At 42.1% G+C, this 21,227-nt stretch carries 24 protein-coding genes; 6 read left to right on the plus strand and 18 right to left on the minus strand.

Annotation, left to right across the window (positions count from 1 at the left end):
- Window positions 1-32 precede the first annotated feature (32 nt).
- Complete coding sequence (locus M3P07_RS05845) at window positions 33-1,544, minus strand: DEAD/DEAH box helicase (protein ID WP_249968959.1); 1,512 nt, start codon at window positions 1,542-1,544, stop codon at window positions 33-35.
- 258 nt (window positions 1,545-1,802) lie between these two features.
- Here M3P07_RS05845 and M3P07_RS05850 point away from each other — a divergent pair, with 258 nt between their 5' ends.
- The gene (locus tag M3P07_RS05850; protein ID WP_249968960.1) at window positions 1,803-2,666 is read left to right on the plus strand and encodes a sigma-70 family RNA polymerase sigma factor; all 864 of its coding nucleotides are present in this window, start codon (window positions 1,803-1,805) and stop codon (window positions 2,664-2,666) included.
- Between the two features lie 536 nt (window positions 2,667-3,202).
- Here the strand turns inward: M3P07_RS05850 and M3P07_RS05855 are convergent.
- The gene (locus M3P07_RS05855; protein WP_249968961.1) at window positions 3,203-3,556 is read right to left on the minus strand and encodes a hypothetical protein; all 354 of its coding nucleotides are present in this window, start codon (window positions 3,554-3,556) and stop codon (window positions 3,203-3,205) included.
- Window positions 3,557-3,564: 8 nt separating this feature from the next.
- Window positions 3,565-4,344 (minus strand): hypothetical protein, encoded by a 780-nt coding sequence (locus tag M3P07_RS05860; protein WP_249968962.1) that lies wholly within the window; start codon window positions 4,342-4,344, stop codon window positions 3,565-3,567.
- 129 nt (window positions 4,345-4,473) lie between these two features.
- On the opposite strand from M3P07_RS05860, the gene M3P07_RS05865 reads away from it, so the two are divergent.
- Complete coding sequence (locus M3P07_RS05865; protein ID WP_249968963.1) at window positions 4,474-5,754, plus strand: dipeptidase; 1,281 nt, start codon at window positions 4,474-4,476, stop codon at window positions 5,752-5,754.
- Between the two features lie 52 nt (window positions 5,755-5,806).
- Here M3P07_RS05865 and M3P07_RS05870 read toward each other — a convergent pair whose 3' ends face one another.
- Window positions 5,807-6,691, minus strand: coding sequence for a DUF72 domain-containing protein (locus tag M3P07_RS05870; RefSeq protein WP_249968964.1), 885 nt, complete (start codon window positions 6,689-6,691; stop codon window positions 5,807-5,809).
- A gap of 127 nt (window positions 6,692-6,818) precedes the next feature.
- Here M3P07_RS05870 and M3P07_RS05875 point away from each other — a divergent pair, with 127 nt between their 5' ends.
- Window positions 6,819-7,226 (plus strand): glyoxalase, encoded by a 408-nt coding sequence (locus M3P07_RS05875; protein ID WP_249968965.1) that lies wholly within the window; start codon window positions 6,819-6,821, stop codon window positions 7,224-7,226.
- On the opposite strand, the gene M3P07_RS05880 is transcribed toward M3P07_RS05875, so the two are convergent.
- Window positions 7,218-7,898, minus strand: a complete 681-nt coding sequence (locus tag M3P07_RS05880) for a DUF2461 domain-containing protein (protein WP_249968966.1) — start codon at window positions 7,896-7,898, stop codon at window positions 7,218-7,220. The genes M3P07_RS05875 and M3P07_RS05880 overlap by 9 nt on opposite strands.
- Window positions 7,899-7,992: 94 nt before the next feature.
- Here M3P07_RS05880 and epsC point away from each other — a divergent pair, with 94 nt between their 5' ends.
- On the plus strand, window positions 7,993-8,784 hold the full coding sequence (gene epsC / locus M3P07_RS05885; RefSeq protein WP_249968967.1) for a serine O-acetyltransferase EpsC: 792 nt from the start codon (window positions 7,993-7,995) through the stop codon (window positions 8,782-8,784).
- Window positions 8,777-9,658 (plus strand): cysteine synthase CysM, encoded by an 882-nt coding sequence (cysM, locus tag M3P07_RS05890; RefSeq protein ID WP_249968968.1) that lies wholly within the window; start codon window positions 8,777-8,779, stop codon window positions 9,656-9,658. Before epsC ends, cysM begins: the two co-directional genes overlap by 8 nt.
- Window positions 9,659-9,661: 3 nt before the next feature.
- Here cysM and M3P07_RS05895 read toward each other — a convergent pair whose 3' ends face one another.
- On the minus strand, window positions 9,662-10,399 hold the full coding sequence (locus M3P07_RS05895) for an alpha/beta hydrolase (RefSeq protein ID WP_249968969.1): 738 nt from the start codon (window positions 10,397-10,399) through the stop codon (window positions 9,662-9,664).
- Window positions 10,400-10,445: 46 nt separating this feature from the next.
- On the minus strand, window positions 10,446-11,321 hold the full coding sequence (locus tag M3P07_RS05900) for an alpha/beta hydrolase (protein WP_249968970.1): 876 nt from the start codon (window positions 11,319-11,321) through the stop codon (window positions 10,446-10,448).
- Between the two features lie 255 nt (window positions 11,322-11,576).
- On the opposite strand from M3P07_RS05900, the gene M3P07_RS05905 reads away from it, so the two are divergent.
- Window positions 11,577-12,059 carry a hypothetical protein gene (locus M3P07_RS05905; RefSeq protein ID WP_249968971.1) on the plus strand — a complete coding sequence of 161 codons (483 nt, stop codon included), beginning with the start codon at window positions 11,577-11,579 and terminating at the stop codon, window positions 12,057-12,059.
- A 3-nt stretch (window positions 12,060-12,062) separates the two neighbouring features.
- On the opposite strand, the gene M3P07_RS05910 is transcribed toward M3P07_RS05905, so the two are convergent.
- From M3P07_RS05910 to hisC, 11 genes are all read right to left on the minus strand, one after another.
- Window positions 12,063-13,526: a magnesium chelatase gene (locus tag M3P07_RS05910; protein ID WP_249968972.1), complete on the minus strand. Its 1,464-nt coding sequence runs from the start codon at window positions 13,524-13,526 to the stop codon at window positions 12,063-12,065.
- Window positions 13,527-13,573: 47 nt separating this feature from the next.
- Window positions 13,574-14,734, minus strand: coding sequence for a vWA domain-containing protein (locus tag M3P07_RS05915; RefSeq protein ID WP_249969448.1), 1,161 nt, complete (start codon window positions 14,732-14,734; stop codon window positions 13,574-13,576).
- Between the two features lie 70 nt (window positions 14,735-14,804).
- On the minus strand, window positions 14,805-15,404 hold the full coding sequence (gene hisIE, locus M3P07_RS05920) for a bifunctional phosphoribosyl-AMP cyclohydrolase/phosphoribosyl-ATP diphosphatase HisIE (protein ID WP_249968973.1): 600 nt from the start codon (window positions 15,402-15,404) through the stop codon (window positions 14,805-14,807).
- A gap of 25 nt (window positions 15,405-15,429) precedes the next feature.
- Window positions 15,430-16,185, minus strand: a complete 756-nt coding sequence (gene hisF, locus M3P07_RS05925) for an imidazole glycerol phosphate synthase subunit HisF (protein ID WP_249968974.1) — start codon at window positions 16,183-16,185, stop codon at window positions 15,430-15,432.
- Window positions 16,186-16,224: 39 nt separating this feature from the next.
- Window positions 16,225-16,581, minus strand: a complete 357-nt coding sequence (locus tag M3P07_RS05930) for a four helix bundle protein (RefSeq protein ID WP_249968975.1) — start codon at window positions 16,579-16,581, stop codon at window positions 16,225-16,227.
- A 53-nt stretch (window positions 16,582-16,634) separates the two neighbouring features.
- Window positions 16,635-17,153, minus strand: a complete 519-nt coding sequence (locus M3P07_RS05935) for a DinB family protein (protein ID WP_249968976.1) — start codon at window positions 17,151-17,153, stop codon at window positions 16,635-16,637.
- Window positions 17,140-17,925 carry a 1-(5-phosphoribosyl)-5-[(5-phosphoribosylamino)methylideneamino]imidazole-4-carboxamide isomerase gene (locus M3P07_RS05940; protein ID WP_249968977.1) on the minus strand — a complete coding sequence of 262 codons (786 nt, stop codon included), beginning with the start codon at window positions 17,923-17,925 and terminating at the stop codon, window positions 17,140-17,142. Before M3P07_RS05940 ends, M3P07_RS05935 begins: the two co-directional genes overlap by 14 nt.
- 3 nt (window positions 17,926-17,928) lie before the next feature.
- On the minus strand, window positions 17,929-18,345 hold the full coding sequence (locus tag M3P07_RS05945; RefSeq protein WP_249968978.1) for a GNAT family N-acetyltransferase: 417 nt from the start codon (window positions 18,343-18,345) through the stop codon (window positions 17,929-17,931).
- Between the two features lies 1 nt (window position 18,346).
- Window positions 18,347-18,931, minus strand: coding sequence for an imidazole glycerol phosphate synthase subunit HisH (hisH, locus tag M3P07_RS05950; RefSeq protein WP_249968979.1), 585 nt, complete (start codon window positions 18,929-18,931; stop codon window positions 18,347-18,349).
- A 91-nt stretch (window positions 18,932-19,022) separates the two neighbouring features.
- The gene (gene hisB / locus M3P07_RS05955; protein ID WP_249968980.1) at window positions 19,023-20,159 is read right to left on the minus strand and encodes a bifunctional histidinol-phosphatase/imidazoleglycerol-phosphate dehydratase HisB; all 1,137 of its coding nucleotides are present in this window, start codon (window positions 20,157-20,159) and stop codon (window positions 19,023-19,025) included.
- Complete coding sequence (hisC, locus tag M3P07_RS05960) at window positions 20,159-21,208, minus strand: histidinol-phosphate transaminase (RefSeq protein ID WP_249968981.1); 1,050 nt, start codon at window positions 21,206-21,208, stop codon at window positions 20,159-20,161. The genes hisB and hisC overlap by 1 nt, the downstream gene beginning before the upstream one ends.
- Window positions 21,209-21,227 lie beyond the last annotated feature (19 nt).

Here is a 21,227-nt window from a genome sequence, read left to right on the forward strand (position 1 = left end):
CAACTATCGAACAATCGAACAATCGAAAAAAACTACATCAAAGCTGCAAACTTCTTGGAAATACTGGACCTAAGCTTTCGTTCGTAGTCTTCTTCCAGCCATTCTTTGTAGTTCTTGGTGTTGTTCATGATGCAATAGGAATATTGTCGTACGCGATAAGCGATTTCCTCTTTGAGCTCCTTTGCCAAAATCCGGGCATCGAATACGTCCTCACTGTTTTCCACACAGATTTGGGCATGTTGTTCTATACTTCGTTCCAACACCTCCTTGGATTTTTTACCTTGGGCAAACACCTTTTTGTACTCTTCCTTGATATCAAAAGTGATATTTTCAGACTTGCTGAACTTGGCTTTCAGCTCGTCAGGCATTTCGTAGACAAACTCCCGCTCAATATCCTCATCATTCTTGATGTTCTCGAGATAAAAATCCGGAAAATGAAAGATTTCCTGCCAGTCCACCGGGGCATCCCAAGGGCCGAAACGGGCAATGTTATTTCCTAAATCTACCACAGAAAACTCATCTTTCCCTGGCAATACCCGCGAACCACGCCCAATCATCTGGAAATAGAGGGTAAGCGAGCGTGTAGCCCTATTTAGGATAATGGATTGTACACTGGGTTCATCAAAACCTGTCGTCAAAATACTTACCGAAGTAAGAATGGCTTCAGGGGTATTGGCAAACCAATCCAGGATTTCACGCCGCTCCGTGGCCGTGTTTTTATTGTCCAGATGTCGAATATTGTACCCTGCCTTTTTAAAAGTTTCGTATACATATAGCGAAGTACTTATCCCGTTGTTGAAAATCAATGTCTTGGTCCCTTTGGCAACATCCTCGTAGGCTGTGAGCAATTTTCCAAGCATGCTGTGGTTACCGTAAAACTCATCTGAAGACTTAACGGTATAATCCCCGTTGATACCTAATTTCAAGGTGCGCAAGCTAACATCGTAATTATAGAGATTGGCCTTGGCCAAAAACCTCTTTTCAATCAACGATTTAATGGACTCCCCAATGATCAGGTGCTTGTAATTGTCCTTCATGGGAAGTTTAATGTTGGAACTCAAGGGGGTTGCGGTAACTCCAAGTATGGTAGACTCCTCAAAATATTTGAAGAGCTTTCTGAAAGAGTTATAGTGCGCCTCATCAATAATGACCAAACCTATATTATTGAGCTTGACCTTTTCCTCTTGTAACCTATTATTGAGTGTTTCCACCATGGCCACAAAACACTGGTACTCGTCCTGGTCGTAGAGCTCCTTTACCTCGCTATTGATGATCTTATTGGCCACACCAAAACCGTGCAGCATTTTCGACGTCTGACCGCTTAACTCAATCCTATGGGTGAGCACCATTACCTTTTTGCCGGTCTCTTGGATGTACTTACGTGTAATTTCGGAAAAGACCACGGTCTTTCCTCCACCGGTGGGCAATTGGTACAGGATATTGGTGCCTTGGGGCAGCTCGTTGACGTGCTTGAAGATTTTCTTTAAATCTTCCTGTTGGTAATCGTATAAGGTTTTTTTACTGACTGCTTTTTCTATCTGCAACGGAAAAAATGGATTAAATGTTCCAAAATATCAAACCTTACAAAATTAGCGGTTTTTTATGCTCAGACACGCTTTTGTTGTCGCAATTATATCAAGATACTATCAACAATTCCCTAGGGCACTGATAATGAATCACTTTGGGGCTTTGTAATAACATTTTGATAACAATAACAGTTGGCGCTTGGAAAATTGTGTTTTAAAGTGTATTATGAATGCTTAAAATAACCGCAACCTTAACACAGCAATTTTTCATACCACATGAGGCAATTAAAGATAATCAAGCAGGTCACCAACCGAGAATCCAAATCCCTAGACAAGTACCTTCAGGACATTAGCAAGATTGAACTGATCACTGCCCAGGAAGAAGTGGAGTTGGCCCAAAAAATCCGTACTGGTGATCAAGCGGCCTTGGAAAAATTGACGAATGCAAACCTTCGGTTTGTGGTTTCGGTTGCCAAACAGTATCAAAACCAAGGACTTACACTTCCCGATTTGATCAACGAAGGCAATTTGGGCTTGGTAAAAGCGGCGCAGCGCTTTGACGAGACACGGGGATTTAAGTTTATCTCCTATGCGGTATGGTGGATTCGCCAATCCATTTTACAGGCTTTGGCGGAACAATCCCGTGTTGTGCGATTACCATTGAATAAGATTGGCTCAATCAACAAGATCAAAAAGACGTTTTCCTATTTGGAACAAGCGCACGAACGACCACCTTCGGCCGAGGAAATTGCTAAGGAATTGGATATGACCGTTTCGGAGGTTAAGCAATCCCTAAAAAATACCGGTCGGCATGTGTCGATGGATGCTCCGCTGAAAGAAGGCGAGACCTCCAGCCTTTATGACGTTCTAAATTCTTCAGAATCCCCGAAACCGGACAAAGAGTTGATGCACCAATCCCTGTATACAGAGATCAACCGGGCATTGGAGACATTGTCCCCTCGTGAGGCCGATGTGGTCCGGTTGTATTATGGCATTGGGGACCAACAGTCCATGACTTTGGAGGAAATTGGCAGTACCTTTGACCTGACCCGGGAACGGGTAAGACAAATTCGAGAAAAAGCAATTCGGAAATTACGACATACTTCCAAGAGCAAGATTTTAAAATCTTACCTTGGTTGAATACTACTAACTCAAACTATAAAGAAAAAGGGCTGCAAATTGCAGCCCTTTTTTAATTTTTTGCCCCGGTCCATTCTCATGGACGACTTATTTGACTAATGTTAAAATCGATCAACATTTGATTTAAATCTTGAATAAAGCTCAAGTACGCTGTGTTTTCTTGGTTTTGATTTTTCATGAACTAAGGTTTTGGGGTGTTTGTTCTATAAATAATCCAACTCTGCGAGTTCGTTTAAGCTCAAAATTTCATTTAATTCCTGAAGAAATGCCAAATATTCTTCACCGTAGGTATCGTATAACATAATATTTAAGTGGTTTTTGTTTGGGGTTATACTTATAACGTGAACTTAAGGGAAACATTATGAGGGAGCAATAAATTGTGGTAAAAACCGGAATTTTAGTGGTAAAAATTGTTAATTGGATTTGGTGGTGGATGTTGGAAGTTGGGAGAAAGGTAAAGGGTCAAAGCACTTTAAAGAAATTGGAATTTGGCGTTTGGGATTTGAGATTTGAGATTTGGAATTTAGCATTTGGGGCTAGGAATCCAGTATATCCAACGGAACGCCGAAATCCATGTCCAGGTCTGGGTCAATGTCGGAGGGCTCAATATCAAACTCGTTGTAGATAAAACAAAGGTCCATTGGAAGTTTGGTCTTTTCTGATGGATCCGAAATCCCAAGTTTTTCGAGTAGGGCACATCGAATTTCAAAGGCCTTACTACTGATTTTATGATTGGGGTCGGTTTCCAATTCTTCCAGTAAGGCTAGGTCTTTTATATCCCCGATCTCCAGCATTTGCTCAATGAGCATGAGCTTACAATCCAAATCGGAGGCATGCTCTAACAATGGATAAAACACACTTTGGTGATATTCGGGAAGGTTTTTGACCATCTTTTAAGTTACATATTTCTAAGGACATCAATTTCAAAGTCAACCAATTCCTCAACTTTCGGGTACTCCACTAAAAATTGTTGGTATAGGAAATTCAAGTATTTGATGTCGTTATCTGTCTTACAAACCGTGCTCATTTGCTCCGTAATCTCAAGTAAACTAACGGTTTTCATCATTTTGAGGCAGGCCTGTATTTTTTGGCATGCAAAGTCGACCCCCCTAAAATTCTCTGTTTGGAGGTGTACTTTTATCTTTCCGATGAACTCCAGAATGTTCTGCTTATAAATGCGAACAAGTTCTTCCAAAAGCTCCATCTGTCCCATACATTCGTCCAGAACAGGCCTTAGATTTACCTTTTGGGTAGTTATAAGAGACTCCAAATTCTGTTCCACACGGTTTGGGCTAGCTTGTTTTTTGGGCTCATCCAGGCTGGTGCCCTTCAAACGTTTTCCAACTTTATGAAGCGCCATGACCAACTCTCTTTGCCTCTGATCTAGGTTTGTTTTATCGAGCAAAGCAATCAAGGTCAACAGTTGTGTCACCACATTGGATTCCTTTGTGGACTCACTTTCCAAATGAGATACCCCTTGGATACCCACTTGTTCGCAAATCACGTCCAACTGTTTCATTTCAGGAACGCCAAAAACTTTGTCCTCCAAGCCAATTCTAAACTCATCAAAGGACCGTTTTAGTTTTCCTGCTTCCTCGGTTCCCAATTCCTCATAAGAGAAACTGCTCAACCCTATTTCCAATTTTTCCAAATACGTCAATAATTCCCTAGTTCCCAATATGCCAATGCTTAATCGTTCTTATTAGCCTGAATATGTACATTCCAAAGGGCATCAACAACTAAATGTTCCGTAGCGCTTCCATATTGTTGTCAAAATGCGTTATTTGTAGGTGTAAAAATCTGTACCATGCGATATTTCCCAATTTTGTTCTGTCTTACTTTACTATTTTCATGCGCCGAAAAGAAATCTGAGAAACAAGAGACTTTGGAAGAAAAAGCCCAACGCATCCATGAAAAGGTGATCACAATAGACACCCATGACGACATCAACGTGAACAATTTCACAGACAGTATCAACTACACCCAACGGCTGGATACCCAAATAAACTTGCCGAAAATGGAAGACGGGGGATTGGATGTCGCTTGGTTAATAGTTTACACAGGGCAAGATTCCTTGAATGCCGAAGGCTATGCAAGTGCTTCAGATAATGCCATTGCCAAGTTTGAGGCCATACATAGGCTTTGTGAGCAATATGCCCCGGATAAAATGGAGTTGGCCCTTACCTCTGCCGATGTTAGAAGAATTGTTGAATCTGGTAAAATGGTGGCCATGATCGGGGTTGAAAATGCCTATCCCATTGGGGAGGACCTTTCCAAGTTCGAAGAATACCATAAACGAGGTGCCCGCTACATTTCCTTGTCCCACAACGGGCATAGCCAGTTTTGCGATTCCAATACCGGTGAAGCAGATGATGAATGGTTACATAATGGTTTAAGTGATTTAGGTAAAGAAGCTGTAAAAGAGATGAATAGGATTGGAATCATGATAGACATCTCCCATCCTTCCAGTGAATCGATGAAGCAAATGGTGGCCCTGTCCAAAGCCCCAATTATTGCTTCCCATTCCTCCGCTAGGGCACTTTGTGATCATAGCCGCAATTTGGACGACGAGCAGCTCCTGCTACTCAAGGAAAATGGCGGAGTGGTTCAAACAGTTGCCTTTAGTTCGTATTTAAATGCCGAAAAACACGAAGCCAGAGCCGCTTATATGAAAGATGTGAACCAAAAAGTAGCAGATTCATTAGGGATCAATTGGTACGAACGTTCCCAATTCTTCTCCTTGAGCAAAGAAGAACAAGATGAATTCATGAAGAACTATCCCAAGGTTTTGAAATTGGGCAATGCCATGGCCGCGAAAGACCCCTCTGCCCCTGTTGCAGTAGGTGTTACCGATTTGGTGGACCATATCGACTATATGGTGAAGCTAATTGGTATTGATCATGTGGGGATTAGCTCCGATTTTGATGGTGGCGGTGGTATAGAAGGCTGGACTGACGCTTCTGAAACCTTTAACGTTACCCTGGAACTGGTCAAAAGGGGATATTCGGAAGAGGAGATAGCCAAGCTTTGGGGTGAAAACTTGCTACGGGTCTTGGATGAGGTCCAAGCGGTTGCGGCAAAATCTTAATGAAAACTTCCTAGGAATTTATCCCATAATTGGATTTCCTACTTATCAGACCTTATTTCCTACTGATAAGTGTTTGGGGTATAGTGAGTGTGGAACCTATCCGGGCGTTTAGTTGTTCTATAAAATAGGCCGATAACAATGGGGATTCCCTTTCCAAATTTTGGTGCACGAAGAAATGGATATTTGCCAAACCCTGATTTTTCCACTGCTCCAGGCGGTTAACCCAATCCACTACCCTATCATAATCCGATTCGTGGTTAGCGCCCACATAACGGATAAACGCTTCATTATTGCTCAAGCGCATATGCATCATGTCTCTCCTACCGGCCGTATCCACCAAAACATTGGCAATATTGTTTTCCTTCAGCAGATGATATAATTCATTGGAAACTTTTTCATCCGTAAACCAATCCGTATGTCTAAACTCCATAGCAAGAGGAAACTCCTTGGGCCAATAGTTGACAAACTGTTCCACCCTATCCCAATTTTTTGGACCGAAATTATTGTGCATCTGTAAAAAAATAGTACCCAATTTTTCCTTGAGTTGGGAGGTCACTTCCAAATAGCGATCGGAAATTTCGTAAACCTTATCATTCAGCCTTCTCAAGTGGCTTACCGCATTGGTCATCTTGGGAAAGAACTTGAACCCCTCCGGAGTTTTATCATACCATTTTTGATATTGTTCCGCTGGAAAAATCCGATAAAAAGTTGCATTCAGTTCGATGCTATTGAACTGGGATGCGTAATAGACCAACTCATCCTTGGTGCCCCTAGGGTAGAAATTTTTAAGGTCCTGACGGTTCCATTTGGCACAGCCCACGAAAATATCGGGAACACCCTTTTGGGAACGGGAAGACAGTAATAATGTGGTGTCAGGGTGGTCATCGGGAATAGTGAAATCAACGAGTTCTGGGTGATCTACCTTGCCAAATTTCATATGGATTAAGCGTATTTGAAAACGAAGTTATGAATAAAAAATCCCTGTTCATAACATCGTTAAAAACTATTGAGCACCCGTAATATGTGCGATTTACGATTGTGTAACTTTAATAAAACTTTCGACCATGGATTCAAGATCCGAACATCTTCTGGACATGCGTCCGGAGATTGGGCAAGGTAATTTCCACGCCGATATGAGCCCCGATGAACGTTTTCAAAACCAAACTTTACGTCCTATTATCAAGCTTCAAAACGATTTGATCATAGAGGTTTTCAAAAACTATATTAGAAAGCATAAAGGTGCTTTTTACGACCTTTCCCTAGAAAAAAGACTGCTTTACATTGAGAACTCCATCCAAAAGGATATTAAGTTCAGAAACTCCCTCAAGGGTATGATTATTGGGCATTTTACCGTTCAAGAGTATCGGAGCTATATCCTGAATTCCTCAGCCTTGAACAAACGTATGATGAACATGGTGATCAACCGGCTTAAGGATCAGGTGCAGCTGTTGGAAAACGAAGTATTAGTCTAATAGGGATTCCCCATTGAGATTGGTGGTGAGGATATCACTCATTAAATCGAAATAAGGGCGTATTGCCCTGAAGGACTTGTCCACTTCACTCAGAAAATTTTTGGACAACACCTCTTTGTCAGAGAAATTCCGGACAAAAATAAACTGCTTCTTTTTGATCAAGTCAATATCAGGATGTGCTTTGTCAAAACCTTTAGGAGCTGTTTTAACTTCATCCCCTTCTATTTCCCCCCAAACCGATTTCAGCGGGCTTGCTTGGATCACATTGCGAAATTCAGTAGCATCCATTTCAAGTTCTTTCCGGATTCGGAAAAGATCCTCCTTGTTGGGCTCCCAGAAACCTGTTGCAATAAAAGTGCCTCCTGGTTTAAGATGTAGGTAGTACCCGCCACGTAGGTGCGCACCCAATCTAGAAAATGAACCACCGAAATGGGTTTTATAGGGTGTTTTGTCCTTCGAAAACCGAACATCCCGATAGATCCTGAACATTTTCATTTTCTCAATCTCGTCATGCGCGTTCAGATGTTCCTTGATGTTTTCGTAGAAGGACTTTACATCCGCTTCGTGTTTTTTAAAAGTGGATTTATGTTCTTGAAACCATTCCTTAGTATTGTTCTGGGCAAGGTCTTCGAGAAAATTGAACGCTTCTTGGGATATTAAGGAATTATTCACAGTAGTGGTATCAGATGTTATTTTTAAGCTAAAGTTAGCCAATTCTATAACCGGGTGGTAATCATTTGCATATTTTTAGGCTTTATTTCTGAACATGGATAAGCAAACCATTATCGAAGAATTGAATAGGCACAAGAAATTACCCTATTTAGACTATAGACTTAAAGAAGAAACAGAGAATTTTACCAACCTCCTTTTTCACACTTTGTTCGATGTGAATACCCCGGTAGCCGAGAATTTGGAAGTTTTGGAAAAAAAATTCAGCCGACTAGTGGACCTCGCTTGCTGGGATTTGGAACGTCCGTGTGTAAAAGTTTGGGACAATTATGTACAGACATTGCCAAGCATTTTGGAGAAGCTAAATCTGGATGCCGAAGCCATTGTAAATGGTGACCCAGCCTCTATATCGCTCCAAGAAGTGTATATGGCCTATCCAGGGTTTTATGCCATTGCCATATATCGGTTGGCCCATGATCTTTACCAACAGGGATTTCCCTTGGTTCCTAGATTGATGACCGAGTATGCCCACAGACAAACGGGTGTGGATATCAATCCTGGAGCGCAGATAGGAAAATCGTTCTTTATCGATCACGCCACCGGAGTGGTTATTGGCGAAACTGCAGTAATTCACGACAATGTCAAAATCTATCAAGGGGTAACTTTGGGCGCACTTTACGTCGCCAAAAATCTTCAAAAAACCAAAAGGCATCCCACGATCATGTCCAACGTGACTATCTATGCCAATGCCACAATTTTGGGGGGCAAAACCGTAATTGGTGAGAATTCAGTAATTGGTGGAAATGCCTGGTTAACGGCTTCCGTCCCTCCCAACTCTACCGTTTTTCATACTTCCGAAGTTAAAATAAAGACCATTACGGATGTCTAAAAGCATTTTGGACCTTGTGGGCAACACACCCTTAGTGGAATCCAAGGTATTGAACATCAATCCCAATATTAAGTTGCTGTTTAAGCTGGAAGGTCAAAACCCAGGTGGAAGCGTAAAGGACCGACCTGCGCTCAACATGATCAGAAGCGGATTGGAACGTGGGGAAATCACCCAACGGACCAAGCTTATCGAGGCAACTAGCGGAAATACCGGAATTGCCCTGGCCATGATTGCTGGAGTATTTGGCTTGAACATTGAGTTGGTAATGCCCGAAAACTCAACTAAGGAACGTGTACAAACCATGAGGGCCTACGGAGCAAAGGTTACCCTCACTTCCTCGGATATAGGGATTGAGGGAGCAAGGGACTATGCCGAGGCCAAGGTGAAAAATGAGGGCTATAAAATGTTGAACCAATTCGCCAATGATGACAACTGGCGGGCTCATTACAAGTCAACTGGCCCAGAGATTTGGCAGGATACCCAAGGTGGCATTACCCACTTTGTTTCCAGTATGGGAACCACAGGTACCATAATGGGCACCTCCACCTATTTAAAGGAACAAAATTCCGATATACAGATTGTCGGGGTACAACCCACGGATGACTCCCGGATTCCTGGGATTCGGAAATGGCCGGAAGCCTACTTACCAAAAATCTTCAATCCACAAAAAGTGGACACGGTGATGGAAGTAAGTCAAACGGAAGCAGAGGAAATGGCAAAACGATTGGCCAAGGAGGAAGGCATATTTGCCGGAGTGAGCAGTGGTGGTGCCGCTGTGGTGGCCTTGCGACTGGCCAGTACCCTTGAACAGGGAACCATTGTTTCCATTGTGTGCGACCGGGGCGACAGATACCTTTCCTCGGATTTATTCTGATGATTATTCCAATTCCTTTTTTATCCCATTTTGATAGATTTCAAATTGGTCTAGGTCGTTATGTTGCCCATTCGGTATGGTGTACATTATTTTATCCTGCTGCTGGATGGATTTAAATAGTTTCTCTCCAGAAGCATAGGGTACTATCCTATCCTCGGTACCGTGAAAAATTCGGATAGGGGCGCTTACCGATTCCAAATATTTGTGGGAAGGTAACCGGTATTTCAGCATGTAATTTACAGGCAAAAAAGGGAATCTGCCTTGCGCCACCTCCAACAGGCTATAATAGGGAGTTTCCAACACCAATTTTTTGGGTTTGTTATTGGAAACCAAATGGGAAGCAATTCCAGTCCCAAGAGATCGTCCATAAACAATGATCTTTTCTTCTGGGTGCTTTTCTTTAGCTAAATCATAAAAGCGCTGCGCATCTTCGTACAACAACTCTTCACTTCGCTCACCGGTGCTTTTCCCATACCCCCGATAGTCCATTACAATTACCTCGTATCCCAACTCCGTAAATGTGGAAGCTATTTGCCCCCATCTGGATAAGTCTCCCGCATTCCCATGGAAATAAAGGATGAGTCCCTTTGGATTCTCCAAAACAAAGTGAAGCGCATTCAATCGAGATCCATCAGGAGTGTCCAAAAAAAGTTCTTCAAAGGGTTGGTCAAACGAATATTGATAATCTTGGGGCAACTGTGTTGGCAGGAAAATCAGTTTTTCTTGAAATGTGTAAAACATAAAGGAAATTAAAATTGAAGCGGTCAGCAGAACCCAAAAAATCCGTTTAAGCTTTTGCATTGGCTCTTTTTGAGGAGTGTTTTACGTGAAAACTAGAGCCTTCCAAATCCACACTTTTAGGTTTCGTCGTTAAAATTTCGGTCAACATTTTGTGATAGGATTCAAAGTTGTTCAGGTTTTTGTGCCCCCCTCCTATTACCGTATATAGTTTGGTCAACTTTGGTCGAATCTTGGAAAGTTTGACACTGGTTTTATAGGGAATCAGCTTGTCGTCGGTTCCGTGGATAATATGGATTGGGCAATTCACATATTTCAACCATTTGTAGGTAGGCATTGGAAATTTAATCAGTACGGACAAGGGCATAAAAGGGATATACTTTTTTGCCACCTTGCTTAAACTGTAATACGGGGCATCCAAAATCAACATTCGGGGATTGTTCATGGAAGCCAACTTGGCCGCGAATCCGGATCCCATAGACCGGCCATACAGAATAATATATTTTTCATGGACCTTTTCCTTGAGCTTATTGTAGATGACCTGCATATCGCGTTTTACCGCTTTTTGCGTTCTTCGACCAGTACTTTTTCCGAATCCACGATAATCTACCATGATTACGTCGTACCCGTGTCTCGTAAAATCCACTGCAAATTTGCCCCACCCTTTAATACTCTTGGAATTTCCCTTTAGGTAGAATACGACTCCCTTGGGGTTTTCCGTCCTAAAACGTAGGCCGTTTATAATGGCTCCGTCCCTAGTTTCCACATTGTATTCCTCAGTTTCCTGATTGTCGTAATAAAATTGGAAATCCTGGGGAAGTTTTTCGGGTTTGAAAAGGAAATAATCCTGAAGAAAATACAGTAAAACACTGATCAGCACATAGACTGCGATGACAATGATTAAGATAAATACCCAGTTTGCCATGTGCTGTGTTTTTCCCAAAATACAAAAAAAGAAATGTCGGGTTAAAAAATTTTGGAATTCAACGCCATCTTAATTGGATGCTTGGGATATTGTCCTATACAAAAACAGGCTCAAAAAAATGGGCAAAGTTGTTGTTTCACAACAGTTTTTTCAGCTTACCCAACATTGCTAACGGTTCATCGAATAGATAAAAATAAAATGATTTGGAATGCCGTTCTTTGGATACATATTGAGCGTCCCAAATCTCAAAAATACATGAACCTAGTGCTGAACATACTTACCTGGCGGAGAAACAATATCCTTGTCTTTATTGTCTTAGTGGCCTTGGCCATTTCTAATTTCTATGGTCTTTACACCAACAAGTTTTATTTTTTTAAACCGGACAACTACATATTTCCAATACTCTCCATAGTACATTTTATTTACCTCTATGTGCTCTGGTTTAAAATTACGGAAGGGGAATTGCCCGATCCCAAAATGAGAAATTTGGAATATATTCTCTACGCAATAATGATTGTATATGCGTTTAAAATCTACGATACGGTAAATATCCTTACCTCTTATACAGAAGTTGAGAGCTATGTAATGCCAGCCACCTTTAAACCAGTGGGTACGACTACCTTGGTTTTATACTGTTTATTGCCATTATTGACCTTGGTTTCCTTCCATCATCGAAAGCGGCTTGTCGGGCGGTATAATTTTGAGAACTACAACGACAATCTGAACATTTGGATGTAAGCCTTAAAGCCCTCGGATATAGCTTCCGTATAAATCCTTAAACTGATACCCCTGCGTAAACCGATGTTTACTCAATTTTTTATGGGCTACCAATCCCCAAAGCAATAGCTCTTTAATAAAATAGGTGTCCTCTTTTGCCAGTGAAGGATGGTACTCCCCAACAAGTGCATTTAACGGGGCGATGGAATCCAATTTATTCTGATATTCCTCATCGTTGTCTTCATCCAAGAGATCAAACCCTTCGCCCTCAAAAAACCAATGGATCAATTCGTCGTAGACAGTTTCCGCGTCCTTGCGTTCCAATTTGGCAATTTTGGGGAAATAATTGGGAAATAAGGATTTGATGGCTTCGTCAACCAAAATTTCAGCCACGGTTCCGGCTCCTTCCTGTTCACCCTCGTAAACCAGTTCAATTTTTCCCGTGATGGATGGGATTACTCCCATAAAATCGCTCAGTCGCACAGTGGTCTTTTTTTCCTTGGCCCGAATCATCCTACGTTCGGCCGCACTCAAGAGATTTTCAAAAGCCGTTATGCTCATTCGGGCACTCACTCCGCTTTTGGCATCTACATACTCACTTTTTCGTGCCTCAAAACTAATCTGTTCCAATACATCCAAGGCAAGTTCCGGCACATAGATCACATCCTTCTGTCGCGAATCCAACCTGGATTCTTGCAAGGTGATCTTTTTGGCAATTTCCAAGTTTTCCGGATAGTGGGTCAATATTTGAGAGCCGATACGATCTTTTAATGGAGTTACTATACTGCCCCTATTGGTATAATCCTCCGGGTTCGCCGTAAACACAAACTGGAGATCCAAAGAAAGGCGAAGTTTAAATCCCCGAATCTGTATGTCCCCTTCCTGTAGGATATTGAACAAGGCCACTTGGATTCTAGCTTGAAGATCGGGCAATTCATTTATCACAAAAATACTGCGGTTCGCCCTAGGGATCATCCCAAAATGAATGACCCTGTCATCTGCATAGGACAACTTGAGGTTCGCGGCCTTGATGGGGTCGATATCCCCAATTAAATCCGCCACGGTTACATCTGGGGTGGCCAGTTTTTCATAAAAACGTTCCTCCCGGTGAATCCATCCGATTGGGGTGTCATCCCCCTTTTCCTTAATCAATTCCGTTGCATATCTGGAGATGGGGGCCAGTGGGTCGTCATTGATTTCAGAACCCTCAACAATGGGAATCCACTCGTCCAGCAATTGTACCATCAGCCGGGCCAATCTGGTCTTGGCCTGTCCGCGAAGCCCTAAAAGATTGATATTATGTCGGGATAAAATCGCACGTTCCAATTCAGGGATAACGGAATTCTCATACCCCCAAACCCCTTGAAACGTATCCTCTCCCTTACCAATTTTGACCAATAGGTTTTCCCTCAGTTCGTCCTTGATACTTTTACTTTTATAGCCCGAAGCCTTAAGTTGGCCAAGGTTTTTAATCTTATTGTGATCCATTTTTATTCTGCGCTTATCGGTACAAATTGTACCGGTAGATTTTTATTCTATTTGATTCTTTTTCTTCTATTTTGTTCGTAATCTTCAAAAATCATTTCACCCAAACCCTTTAGTCCGGTATAAAAAGCCTTGCCCTTATTCGCTTTGGTAAACTCTCGTACAAACCGCATCAGGTAAGGGTCTTCGGCGATCATAAACGTGGTGATTGGAATGTGGAGTTTTCTTGCCTGTTGTGCCATGGTATAACATTTTTCAACAATGTAATCGTCCAGGCCAACGCTGTTTTTGTAATAATCCCCATTGGGAAGCCTCAAACAAGATGGTTTGCCATCCGTAATCATAAAAATTTGTTTGTTGGTATTCCGCTTCCTTCGCAGCATGTCCATGGCCAGTTGTAATCCGGCTACGGTATTGGTATGGTAGGGCCCCACCTTTAAATAAGGTAATTCCTTTATGGAAATGGGCCATGCATCATTACCAAAAACAAGGATGTCCAAGGTGTCTTTGGGATATCGCGTGGTGATAAGTTCTGCCAAAGCCATAGCCACCTTTTTGGCTGGGGTAATGCGATCTTCACCATATAGGATCATGCTGTGGCTGATATCGATCATTAGCACCGTACTCATTTGGGCCTGGTATTGTGTATCCTCAACCACAAGATCTTCCTCGCTTAGGGAAAAATTGTCCAAACCATGGTTGACCTGTGCATTTTTGAGGCTTTCGGTCATTGAGATATGCTCCAGGGCATCCCCAAAACGATATTCCCGAAACTCCCCAGTATGCTCATCTCCCCTGCCCGATTTTCCGGTTTTATGGTTTCCGGCACCGCTTCGTTTCAGTTTACCAAATATTTGGTCCAACGCCCTTTTACGCAACATGCGTTCCAGTTTGGCGGTTATCGACAAACTGCCGCCATTACCTTCGCCCTCTTCACCCTCTTCGCCTTCGCCCTGCTCCCCATCCGTATCAAATTCTTCCCGGATAAATCCCTTGGCCTTTAGGTCCTCAATAAAATCATCGATGGTGTAGTCGTCATCGGTAAGTTCATACTCCTTGTCCAGTTCCCGCAACCAATCCAAGGCTTCCTCTACATCACCGGAAGTATGTGTGACCAATTCTTGAAAAATCTCAAAAAGTTTTTCAAAAGGAGTTTGATGGGGCGCTTCATAAGTGGTGAAGCGAAATCCCTTTCTAGTGTTCATAGCCATTACATAAAAATACGGCATTTCTATGTAATCCAAAGTGGTTTAGAGAAACCTTAACGCTGGTTCCAGCTTGCTATTTATGCCTTTTTCGAAGGGTTTGCACAATGTCTTCCAACTCATATCCCTTAGCTTGGAGCAATATCAGAAAATGGAACAGTAAATCGGCGCTTTCGTTAAGAAATAGTTCTTCATTATCGTCCTTGGCCTCAATAACGGTTTCCACGGCTTCTTCCCCCACCTTCTGTGCAATTTTATTGATGCCTTTTCGAAATAGGGAAGCCACATAGCTGTCTGGATTTTCCTGATCGACCTTTCTTGAGGTAATAATGTTTTCCAAAGTGGAAAGAAAACCATAGTCCTGAATATTATCTTCGCCCCAACAGGTTTCGGTTCCTTTATGACATGTAGGTCCTGCAGGATTTACCTTGATCAACAAGGTGTCCTTGTCACAATCGTTACTGATACTGATCAACTCCAAAAAATTGCCGCTTTCCTCCCCTTTGGTCCAAAGGCGTTGTTTACTGCGACTGTAAAAAGTAACTTTTTTGGTCTTCAGTGTAGATGCTACTGCCTCTTGATTCATATAACCCAACATCAACACATTTTTAGTTTTTGCGTCTTGTACTATTGCCGGGACAAGTCCGTCGCCGTTTTTGTTGAAGTCTATTTCCATAATTTATTTTCTTGACCGTTCGCTATCACAAACGAACCGGTATTCCTTCTTCTTTTAATTCCGTTTTTAAATCTTTTATGGCGATTTCCTTAAAATGAAAAATACTTGCGGCAAGGGCAGCATCGGCTTTTCCATCTGTAAAAGTATCTGTAAAGTGCGAAATCGCTCCAGCACCTCCGGATGCTATGATTGGGATATTCACCAAATCCGATAATTTGGCAAGGGCTTGGTTGGCAAACCCATTTTTGGTTCCATCGTGGTCCATCGAAGTAAACAGGATTTCCCCTGCGCCCCTTTCTTCCACTTCTTGCGCCCATTCAAACAAGTCCCGTTCCGTAGGAACCTTACCACCAACCAAATGTACCTTCCAATGGCCATCAATTTGTTTGGCATCTATGGCCACCACAATACATTGGGAACCAAACTTTGCTACCAACTCATTGATCAATTCAGGGCGTTTTACCGCAGAGGAATTTATGGACACCTTGTCGGCCCCATTCTGAAGCAATATGTCCACATCTTCGATAGATGAAATTCCACCCCCAACGGTAAACGGGATATTGACCTTTTCCCCAACATGATAGACCAGCTCGGCTAAAGTTTTTCTTTTCTCCTCAGTGGCTGATATATCCAGGAATACCAATTCGTCGGCACCTTCTTGAGCATAGATTGCAGCAAGTTCCACAGGGTCTCCTGCATCCCTTAAATCTACAAAATTGACCCCTTTTACGGTTCGGCCATCTTTGATATCCAGACAGGGTATGATTCTTTTTGTTAGCATGTTCTTAAGTTAGAAGTACGACATATCAAGTACAAGGTGTTACTTGCTTATTTGGTTTTTTCGTGTTGTTTTGATTGATGCAACAATTATCGCCAGTATTTCTTGAGCCTCCTTATGTAACTCCTTGATTTCTTCATGATTCGAATCGGAGATTTGTAAAAAAAGTTCCAGCCAATAAGCGGACTCATCCGCTTCCTCTTCAACTATTTTCAATTTATTAATAAAATCTGCCGTGGATTTTGCTCGTTGCGAAGCTCTATAGTTGGCCCCCACCGAACTAGAACTGCGCAATAGTTGATTTACATAATTGGAGAACTCCCTAGTCTTTGGAAGCTTGGTGCAAAGTTCCCAACAGTTCACTGCAAATGTCTTGGTTCTCAATTTTAAATCCTGCATATTTCTAACCTCTAACCTCTAACCTCTAACCTCTAACCTCTAACCTCTAACCTCTAACCCTCATTCTTCGCATTCAAATCCATACCATCATAAAAACCCAAATCGGAATCGTTAAGCATTTTGGTCCAGAGGGCAATTTGTCCTGTGTGGTAAGAGAAATGCTCTACCACATGTACCATATTTCCAATGCCTGAAAACTCGAAACCTTGGACCGATCGTTTCCTCAACAACTCCCTCAAAGGGGTATTTGTAAACGCAAGTTTGGCCTTGGCCACCGTTTCACTCAGTTTTTGGAACAATTCCATTTTATTATAGCCTTCCAACATTGTAAATTCTTTATCCCGGTCTCGATTGTCCTCCAATCCTTCCAAGGATGCAATCCCATATTGCGTGATGTTGCCGCAGAGATGCAAGATCAAATTCCCGATACTATTGGTAAAGGAATTCGGTTTCTTCCAAATGGCATCTTCTGGAAGTTTATCCAAACAAATTTTGACCATACGCAGACTTTCATCCATTCTGTACGATACATTCTGTATGAATTCTTGTTGCAATTGTTCAACCTGTTCCATGTTCCAATATAAAGTTTTCAAGCTGCTTTAAACTTATCCGGTTTTCATAAATGGCCTTGCCAATTATGGTTCCCTCACATCCCATTTCAGCCAGTTTTGGAAGTTCATCATAGTCCGAAATGCCTCCGCTGGCAATAAGTTGTATCCCAATAACTTCTTTATCCTCGACGCCGCTACCACTAATTTTGGTTTCAATCTTCTTGGTCTTATCCAAGATTTTCTGGTAAAGGTCGTAACTGGGACCTTTGAGCATCCCATCTTTGCTGATATCGGTACAGATTACGTATTTAATTCCATTTTGTTGATAGGACCGGATGAACGGAACCAGGGACTTGTCGGATTCTTCCAGCCATCCTGAAACAGCTACTTTTTCGTCCATAGCGTCGGCCCCCAAAATGATCTTTTCCGGACCGTATTTGTGCAACCATCCCAAGAACACTTTTTTATCCTTAACGGCGATACTTCCCCCGGTAATCTGCGAAGCCCCAGATTCAAAGGCGATATGCAAATCCTCGTCAGACTTGAGGCCACCACCAAAATCAATTTTTAATCCTGTTTTGGAAGCAAGGGTCTCAAGAATCCTGTGGTTGACAATGTGCTTGGATTTAGCACCGTCCAAATCAACTAAATGTAAATATTGGATTCCGCTGTCTTCAAAAGCTTTGGCAACTTCCAACGGATTTTCATTGTAAACCTTTTTGGTATCATAATCCCCTTTGGATAGCCGGACGCATTTACCGTCAATAATATCAATAGCTGGAATAATCCTCATTTTTCAATCGTATTTTGCTTGGTCTTTTGCCATCCACATTTCGGAATCCCCTACTTTATTAAATCCAAAGGATTCATAGAGGCCATGGGCGTCCTTGGTCTTTAATGCAATGGTATGAACATCTTGAATATCCGGAACATTCAAAATGTGTTGCATTAGCTTTTTTCCCAAACCCTGTCCTTGGTATGGCTCAAAAATAATGACGTCCATGATATAGGCAAAGACCAATTTGTCTGTGATCATGCGTGCAAAACCAAGCTGTTCGCCCCTATCGGAATACATTCCAAAACAAATGGAATTCTCAATGGATGTTTTGGTCATTTCAAATGTCCTGTACCTACCCCAATACGATGCTTTGATAACATCATGTATTTTTTGGATATCCAATTTGTCCTTATCTGATGATATTTTATAGCCCATTTTAGAAGTTTTCCAAAAAGTTCTGCAATATTTGACTCCCTACATCACTGCTTTTTTCAGGGTGAAACTGAACCCCATAAAAATTTTCCTTTTGTAAAGCTGCACTATATTTAAAGGCATATTCACTGGAAGCAATGGTTTCATTTCCCAAAGGGGCATAGAAGCTATGTACCAAATAAATATGGGATTTTTCCGGAATGTTTTGGAACAAATCTGACCGAAGCCCCTCAATTTGGTTCCACCCTATCTGCGGAACTTTCACTGAATTGGGAAAGCGTACCACATCCAAGTCAAAAATCCCAAGCCCCGCGGTATCGCCCTCTTCGGACCAATTGCACATGAGCTGCATTCCCAAACAGATACCCAAAACTGGCTGTTTTAGCTGGGGGATGATTTTATCCAGACCACTGGACCTCAATTTTGTCATTGCAGAACTGGCTTCCCCAACCCCGGGGAATATCACTTTGTCCGCTAAGCGGATTTCTTCCACATCATCAGTCAGCACGGCTTCATAGCCCAAGCGCCGAATGGCGAATTTTATGCTTTGGATGTTTCCAGCTCCGTAATCGAGTATAACGAGTTTCATTTTATACTTACATTCAAATTTTCCGTGGTCTGCCACTAATTTCACGAATGGGTAGAAGGGATTTTCTCCTCAATTCCAACCAGCATCAGCCCTAAAGCATTCCCTTGGTTGATGGTAATACCATTTTATCCACATCCCTTTTTATGGCCACCTTTATAGATTTTGCAAAAGCTTTAAAAATGGCCTCTATTTTATGGTGTTCGTTGGTGCCTTCTGCCTTTACGTTCAAATTGGCTTTAGCCCCATCTGTAAAGGATTTAAAGAAATGGTGGAACATCTCGGTCGGCATATCTCCCACTTTTTCCCTTTTAAAATCGGCATCCCAAACCAACCAATTCCGACCGCCAAAATCAATGGCAACTTGGGCAAGGCAATCGTCCATAGGCAAACAAAAACCATAGCGCTCAATTCCCATTTTATCCCCCAACGCCTTATAAAACACCTCGCCAAGGGCAATACCGGCATCTTCAATGGTATGGTGTTCGTCCACATGGAGGTCACCTTTTACCTTGATTTCCAAATCCATTTGTCCATGCCTCGCCAATTGGTCGAGCATATGATCAAAAAAAGCAAGTCCAGTATGAATATTGCTCTTTCCCGTTCCGTCTAAATTCAGTTGTATCTGGATATTGGTTTCGTTGGTCTTTCGAGTGATTTCTGCAGTTCGGTTTTGAAGCTTTAGAAATTCATAGATTTTTTCCCAATCATTGGTTTCAAGGGCAATACAATCATCGAGTTCCTCTTTCTTCACCGTAATTTCTGAAGTGCCCAAATGTGTTTCATCATTGATGAAAATCCCCTTCGCTCCCAAGTTTTTAGCCAACTCCACATCGGTAAGACGATCACCAATCACAAAGGAATTCTCCAAATCATATGCTTCCGAAAAATACTCGGTCAACAGTCCGGTGCCCGGCTTTCTTGTATCGGCATTATCCTTGGGGAAAGTCCTATCGATAAAGACCTTATCGAAAACCACCCCTTCATTTTCAAAGGATTTAAGGATGAAATTATGGACGGGCCAAAACGTATCCTCGGGAAAAACCTCGGTTCCCAACCCATCTTGATTGGTGATCATGGCCAATTCATAATCCAATTCCTTGGCAATCCGACCCAAATATGTGAAAGCTTTTGGGTAGAAAATCATTTTGTCAAAGGCATCAATCTGCTCATCAACAGTTTCTTTGATGATGGTTCCGTCCCGATCAATAAATAGTACTTTCTTCCCCATTATTGTAGTTTTTTTAATGTGGCAATCAATATTTTATTTTCTTCTGGTGTACCTACCGTTAGCCTCAACGTGTTTTCACACAGGGGTTGGTTGCTTCTATTTCGAACCACCACCTGGGCATTGATCAATTGGGTATATCGGCTATTTGCGTCATCCACTTTAACCAACACAAAATTGGCATCGGAAGGATAAATTTTCTCCACAAACTCCAGGTTTTCCAAGGCATCCACAAGAGCGCTTCGTTCCGAAAGAATTTGTTGTACCTCCATTGTAACCGCATCCGTATCGGAAACCCTGATGTAAGCTCTTTCCTGGGTCAATTGGTTGACATTATACGGCGGTTTTATCTTGTTAAGCACCTCGATGATTTCTTTGGAAGCATAACAAATACCAAGACGAATCCCGGCCATACCATAGGCTTTTGAAAGCGTTTGGGTAACTATAAGGTTTGGAAAGTCGGAAAGCCTGGTCAACCAACTTTCGGAATCGGAAAAATCGATATACGCTTCGTCCACAACCACGATGCCGTTAAACCCTCTTACGATTTCGAGTACTGCATCCGTTTTGAAGGCATTGGCTGTTGGGTTGTTCGGGGAGCACAGAAAAATCAGTTTGGAGTTATTATCTGTAGCTGCCAAAACCTTTCCTGCATCGGGTTCAAAGTTAGGTGTAAGCAATACTTCCCTATTTTCCACGGCATTGATTCCAGCCAGAACCTTATACATTCCATAGGTGGGTGGCAAAGTGATGATATTGTCCTGATTGGGTTCGGAAAATGCCCTAAAAATCAAATCCAAAACCTCGTCACTTCCGTTGCCCAACAAAATGTTGTCCATGGAAACACCTTTTTGCTTGGCCAATAGCGCTTTTAGCGTCCGTTGTTGCGGGTCTGGGTATCTATTGACCCCATTTTCAAAAGGATTTTCATTGGCATCCAAAAACACCATATCCGTTCCATCTGAAACGTACTCATCCCGAGCGGAGGAATAGGGCTTTAATCCCTTTACGGTTTCCCTAACTAAATTTTCTATATTGAATGTTTTGAGCATATGATTATAATCTCGAGTC

The sequence above is a fragment of the Flagellimonas myxillae genome (assembly GCF_023502235.1).
In the GTDB taxonomy this organism is placed as follows: domain Bacteria; phylum Bacteroidota; class Bacteroidia; order Flavobacteriales; family Flavobacteriaceae; genus Flagellimonas; species Flagellimonas myxillae.

What these genes read in the sequence shown, in the direction of transcription:
- M3P07_RS05850 (WP_249968960.1), top strand. Translation starts at nt 1,803, where the DNA reads ATGAGGCAATTAAAGATAATCAAGCAGGTCACCAACCGAGAATCCAAA.
- M3P07_RS05855 (WP_249968961.1), bottom strand. Translation starts at nt 3,556, where the DNA reads ATGGTCAAAAACCTTCCCGAATATCACCAAAGTGTGTTTTATCCATTG.
- M3P07_RS05865 (WP_249968963.1), top strand. Translation starts at nt 4,474, where the DNA reads ATGCGATATTTCCCAATTTTGTTCTGTCTTACTTTACTATTTTCATGC.
- M3P07_RS05870 (WP_249968964.1), bottom strand. Translation starts at nt 6,691, where the DNA reads ATGAAATTTGGCAAGGTAGATCACCCAGAACTCGTTGATTTCACTATT.
- M3P07_RS05875 (WP_249968965.1), top strand. Translation starts at nt 6,819, where the DNA reads ATGGATTCAAGATCCGAACATCTTCTGGACATGCGTCCGGAGATTGGG.
- epsC (WP_249968967.1), top strand. Translation starts at nt 7,993, where the DNA reads ATGGATAAGCAAACCATTATCGAAGAATTGAATAGGCACAAGAAATTA.
- cysM (WP_249968968.1), top strand. Translation starts at nt 8,777, where the DNA reads ATGTCTAAAAGCATTTTGGACCTTGTGGGCAACACACCCTTAGTGGAA.
- M3P07_RS05895 (WP_249968969.1), bottom strand. Translation starts at nt 10,399, where the DNA reads ATGTTTTACACATTTCAAGAAAAACTGATTTTCCTGCCAACACAGTTG.
- M3P07_RS05900 (WP_249968970.1), bottom strand. Translation starts at nt 11,321, where the DNA reads ATGGCAAACTGGGTATTTATCTTAATCATTGTCATCGCAGTCTATGTG.
- M3P07_RS05905 (WP_249968971.1), top strand. Translation starts at nt 11,577, where the DNA reads ATGAACCTAGTGCTGAACATACTTACCTGGCGGAGAAACAATATCCTT.
- M3P07_RS05910 (WP_249968972.1), bottom strand. Translation starts at nt 13,526, where the DNA reads ATGGATCACAATAAGATTAAAAACCTTGGCCAACTTAAGGCTTCGGGC.
- M3P07_RS05915 (WP_249969448.1), bottom strand. Translation starts at nt 14,734, where the DNA reads ATGGCTATGAACACTAGAAAGGGATTTCGCTTCACCACTTATGAAGCG.
- hisIE (WP_249968973.1), bottom strand. Translation starts at nt 15,404, where the DNA reads ATGGAAATAGACTTCAACAAAAACGGCGACGGACTTGTCCCGGCAATA.
- hisF (WP_249968974.1), bottom strand. Translation starts at nt 16,185, where the DNA reads ATGCTAACAAAAAGAATCATACCCTGTCTGGATATCAAAGATGGCCGA.
- M3P07_RS05930 (WP_249968975.1), bottom strand. Translation starts at nt 16,581, where the DNA reads ATGCAGGATTTAAAATTGAGAACCAAGACATTTGCAGTGAACTGTTGG.
- M3P07_RS05935 (WP_249968976.1), bottom strand. Translation starts at nt 17,153, where the DNA reads ATGGAACAGGTTGAACAATTGCAACAAGAATTCATACAGAATGTATCG.
- M3P07_RS05940 (WP_249968977.1), bottom strand. Translation starts at nt 17,925, where the DNA reads ATGAGGATTATTCCAGCTATTGATATTATTGACGGTAAATGCGTCCGG.
- M3P07_RS05945 (WP_249968978.1), bottom strand. Translation starts at nt 18,345, where the DNA reads ATGGGCTATAAAATATCATCAGATAAGGACAAATTGGATATCCAAAAA.
- hisH (WP_249968979.1), bottom strand. Translation starts at nt 18,931, where the DNA reads ATGAAACTCGTTATACTCGATTACGGAGCTGGAAACATCCAAAGCATA.
- hisB (WP_249968980.1), bottom strand. Translation starts at nt 20,159, where the DNA reads ATGGGGAAGAAAGTACTATTTATTGATCGGGACGGAACCATCATCAAA.
- hisC (WP_249968981.1), bottom strand. Translation starts at nt 21,208, where the DNA reads ATGCTCAAAACATTCAATATAGAAAATTTAGTTAGGGAAACCGTAAAG.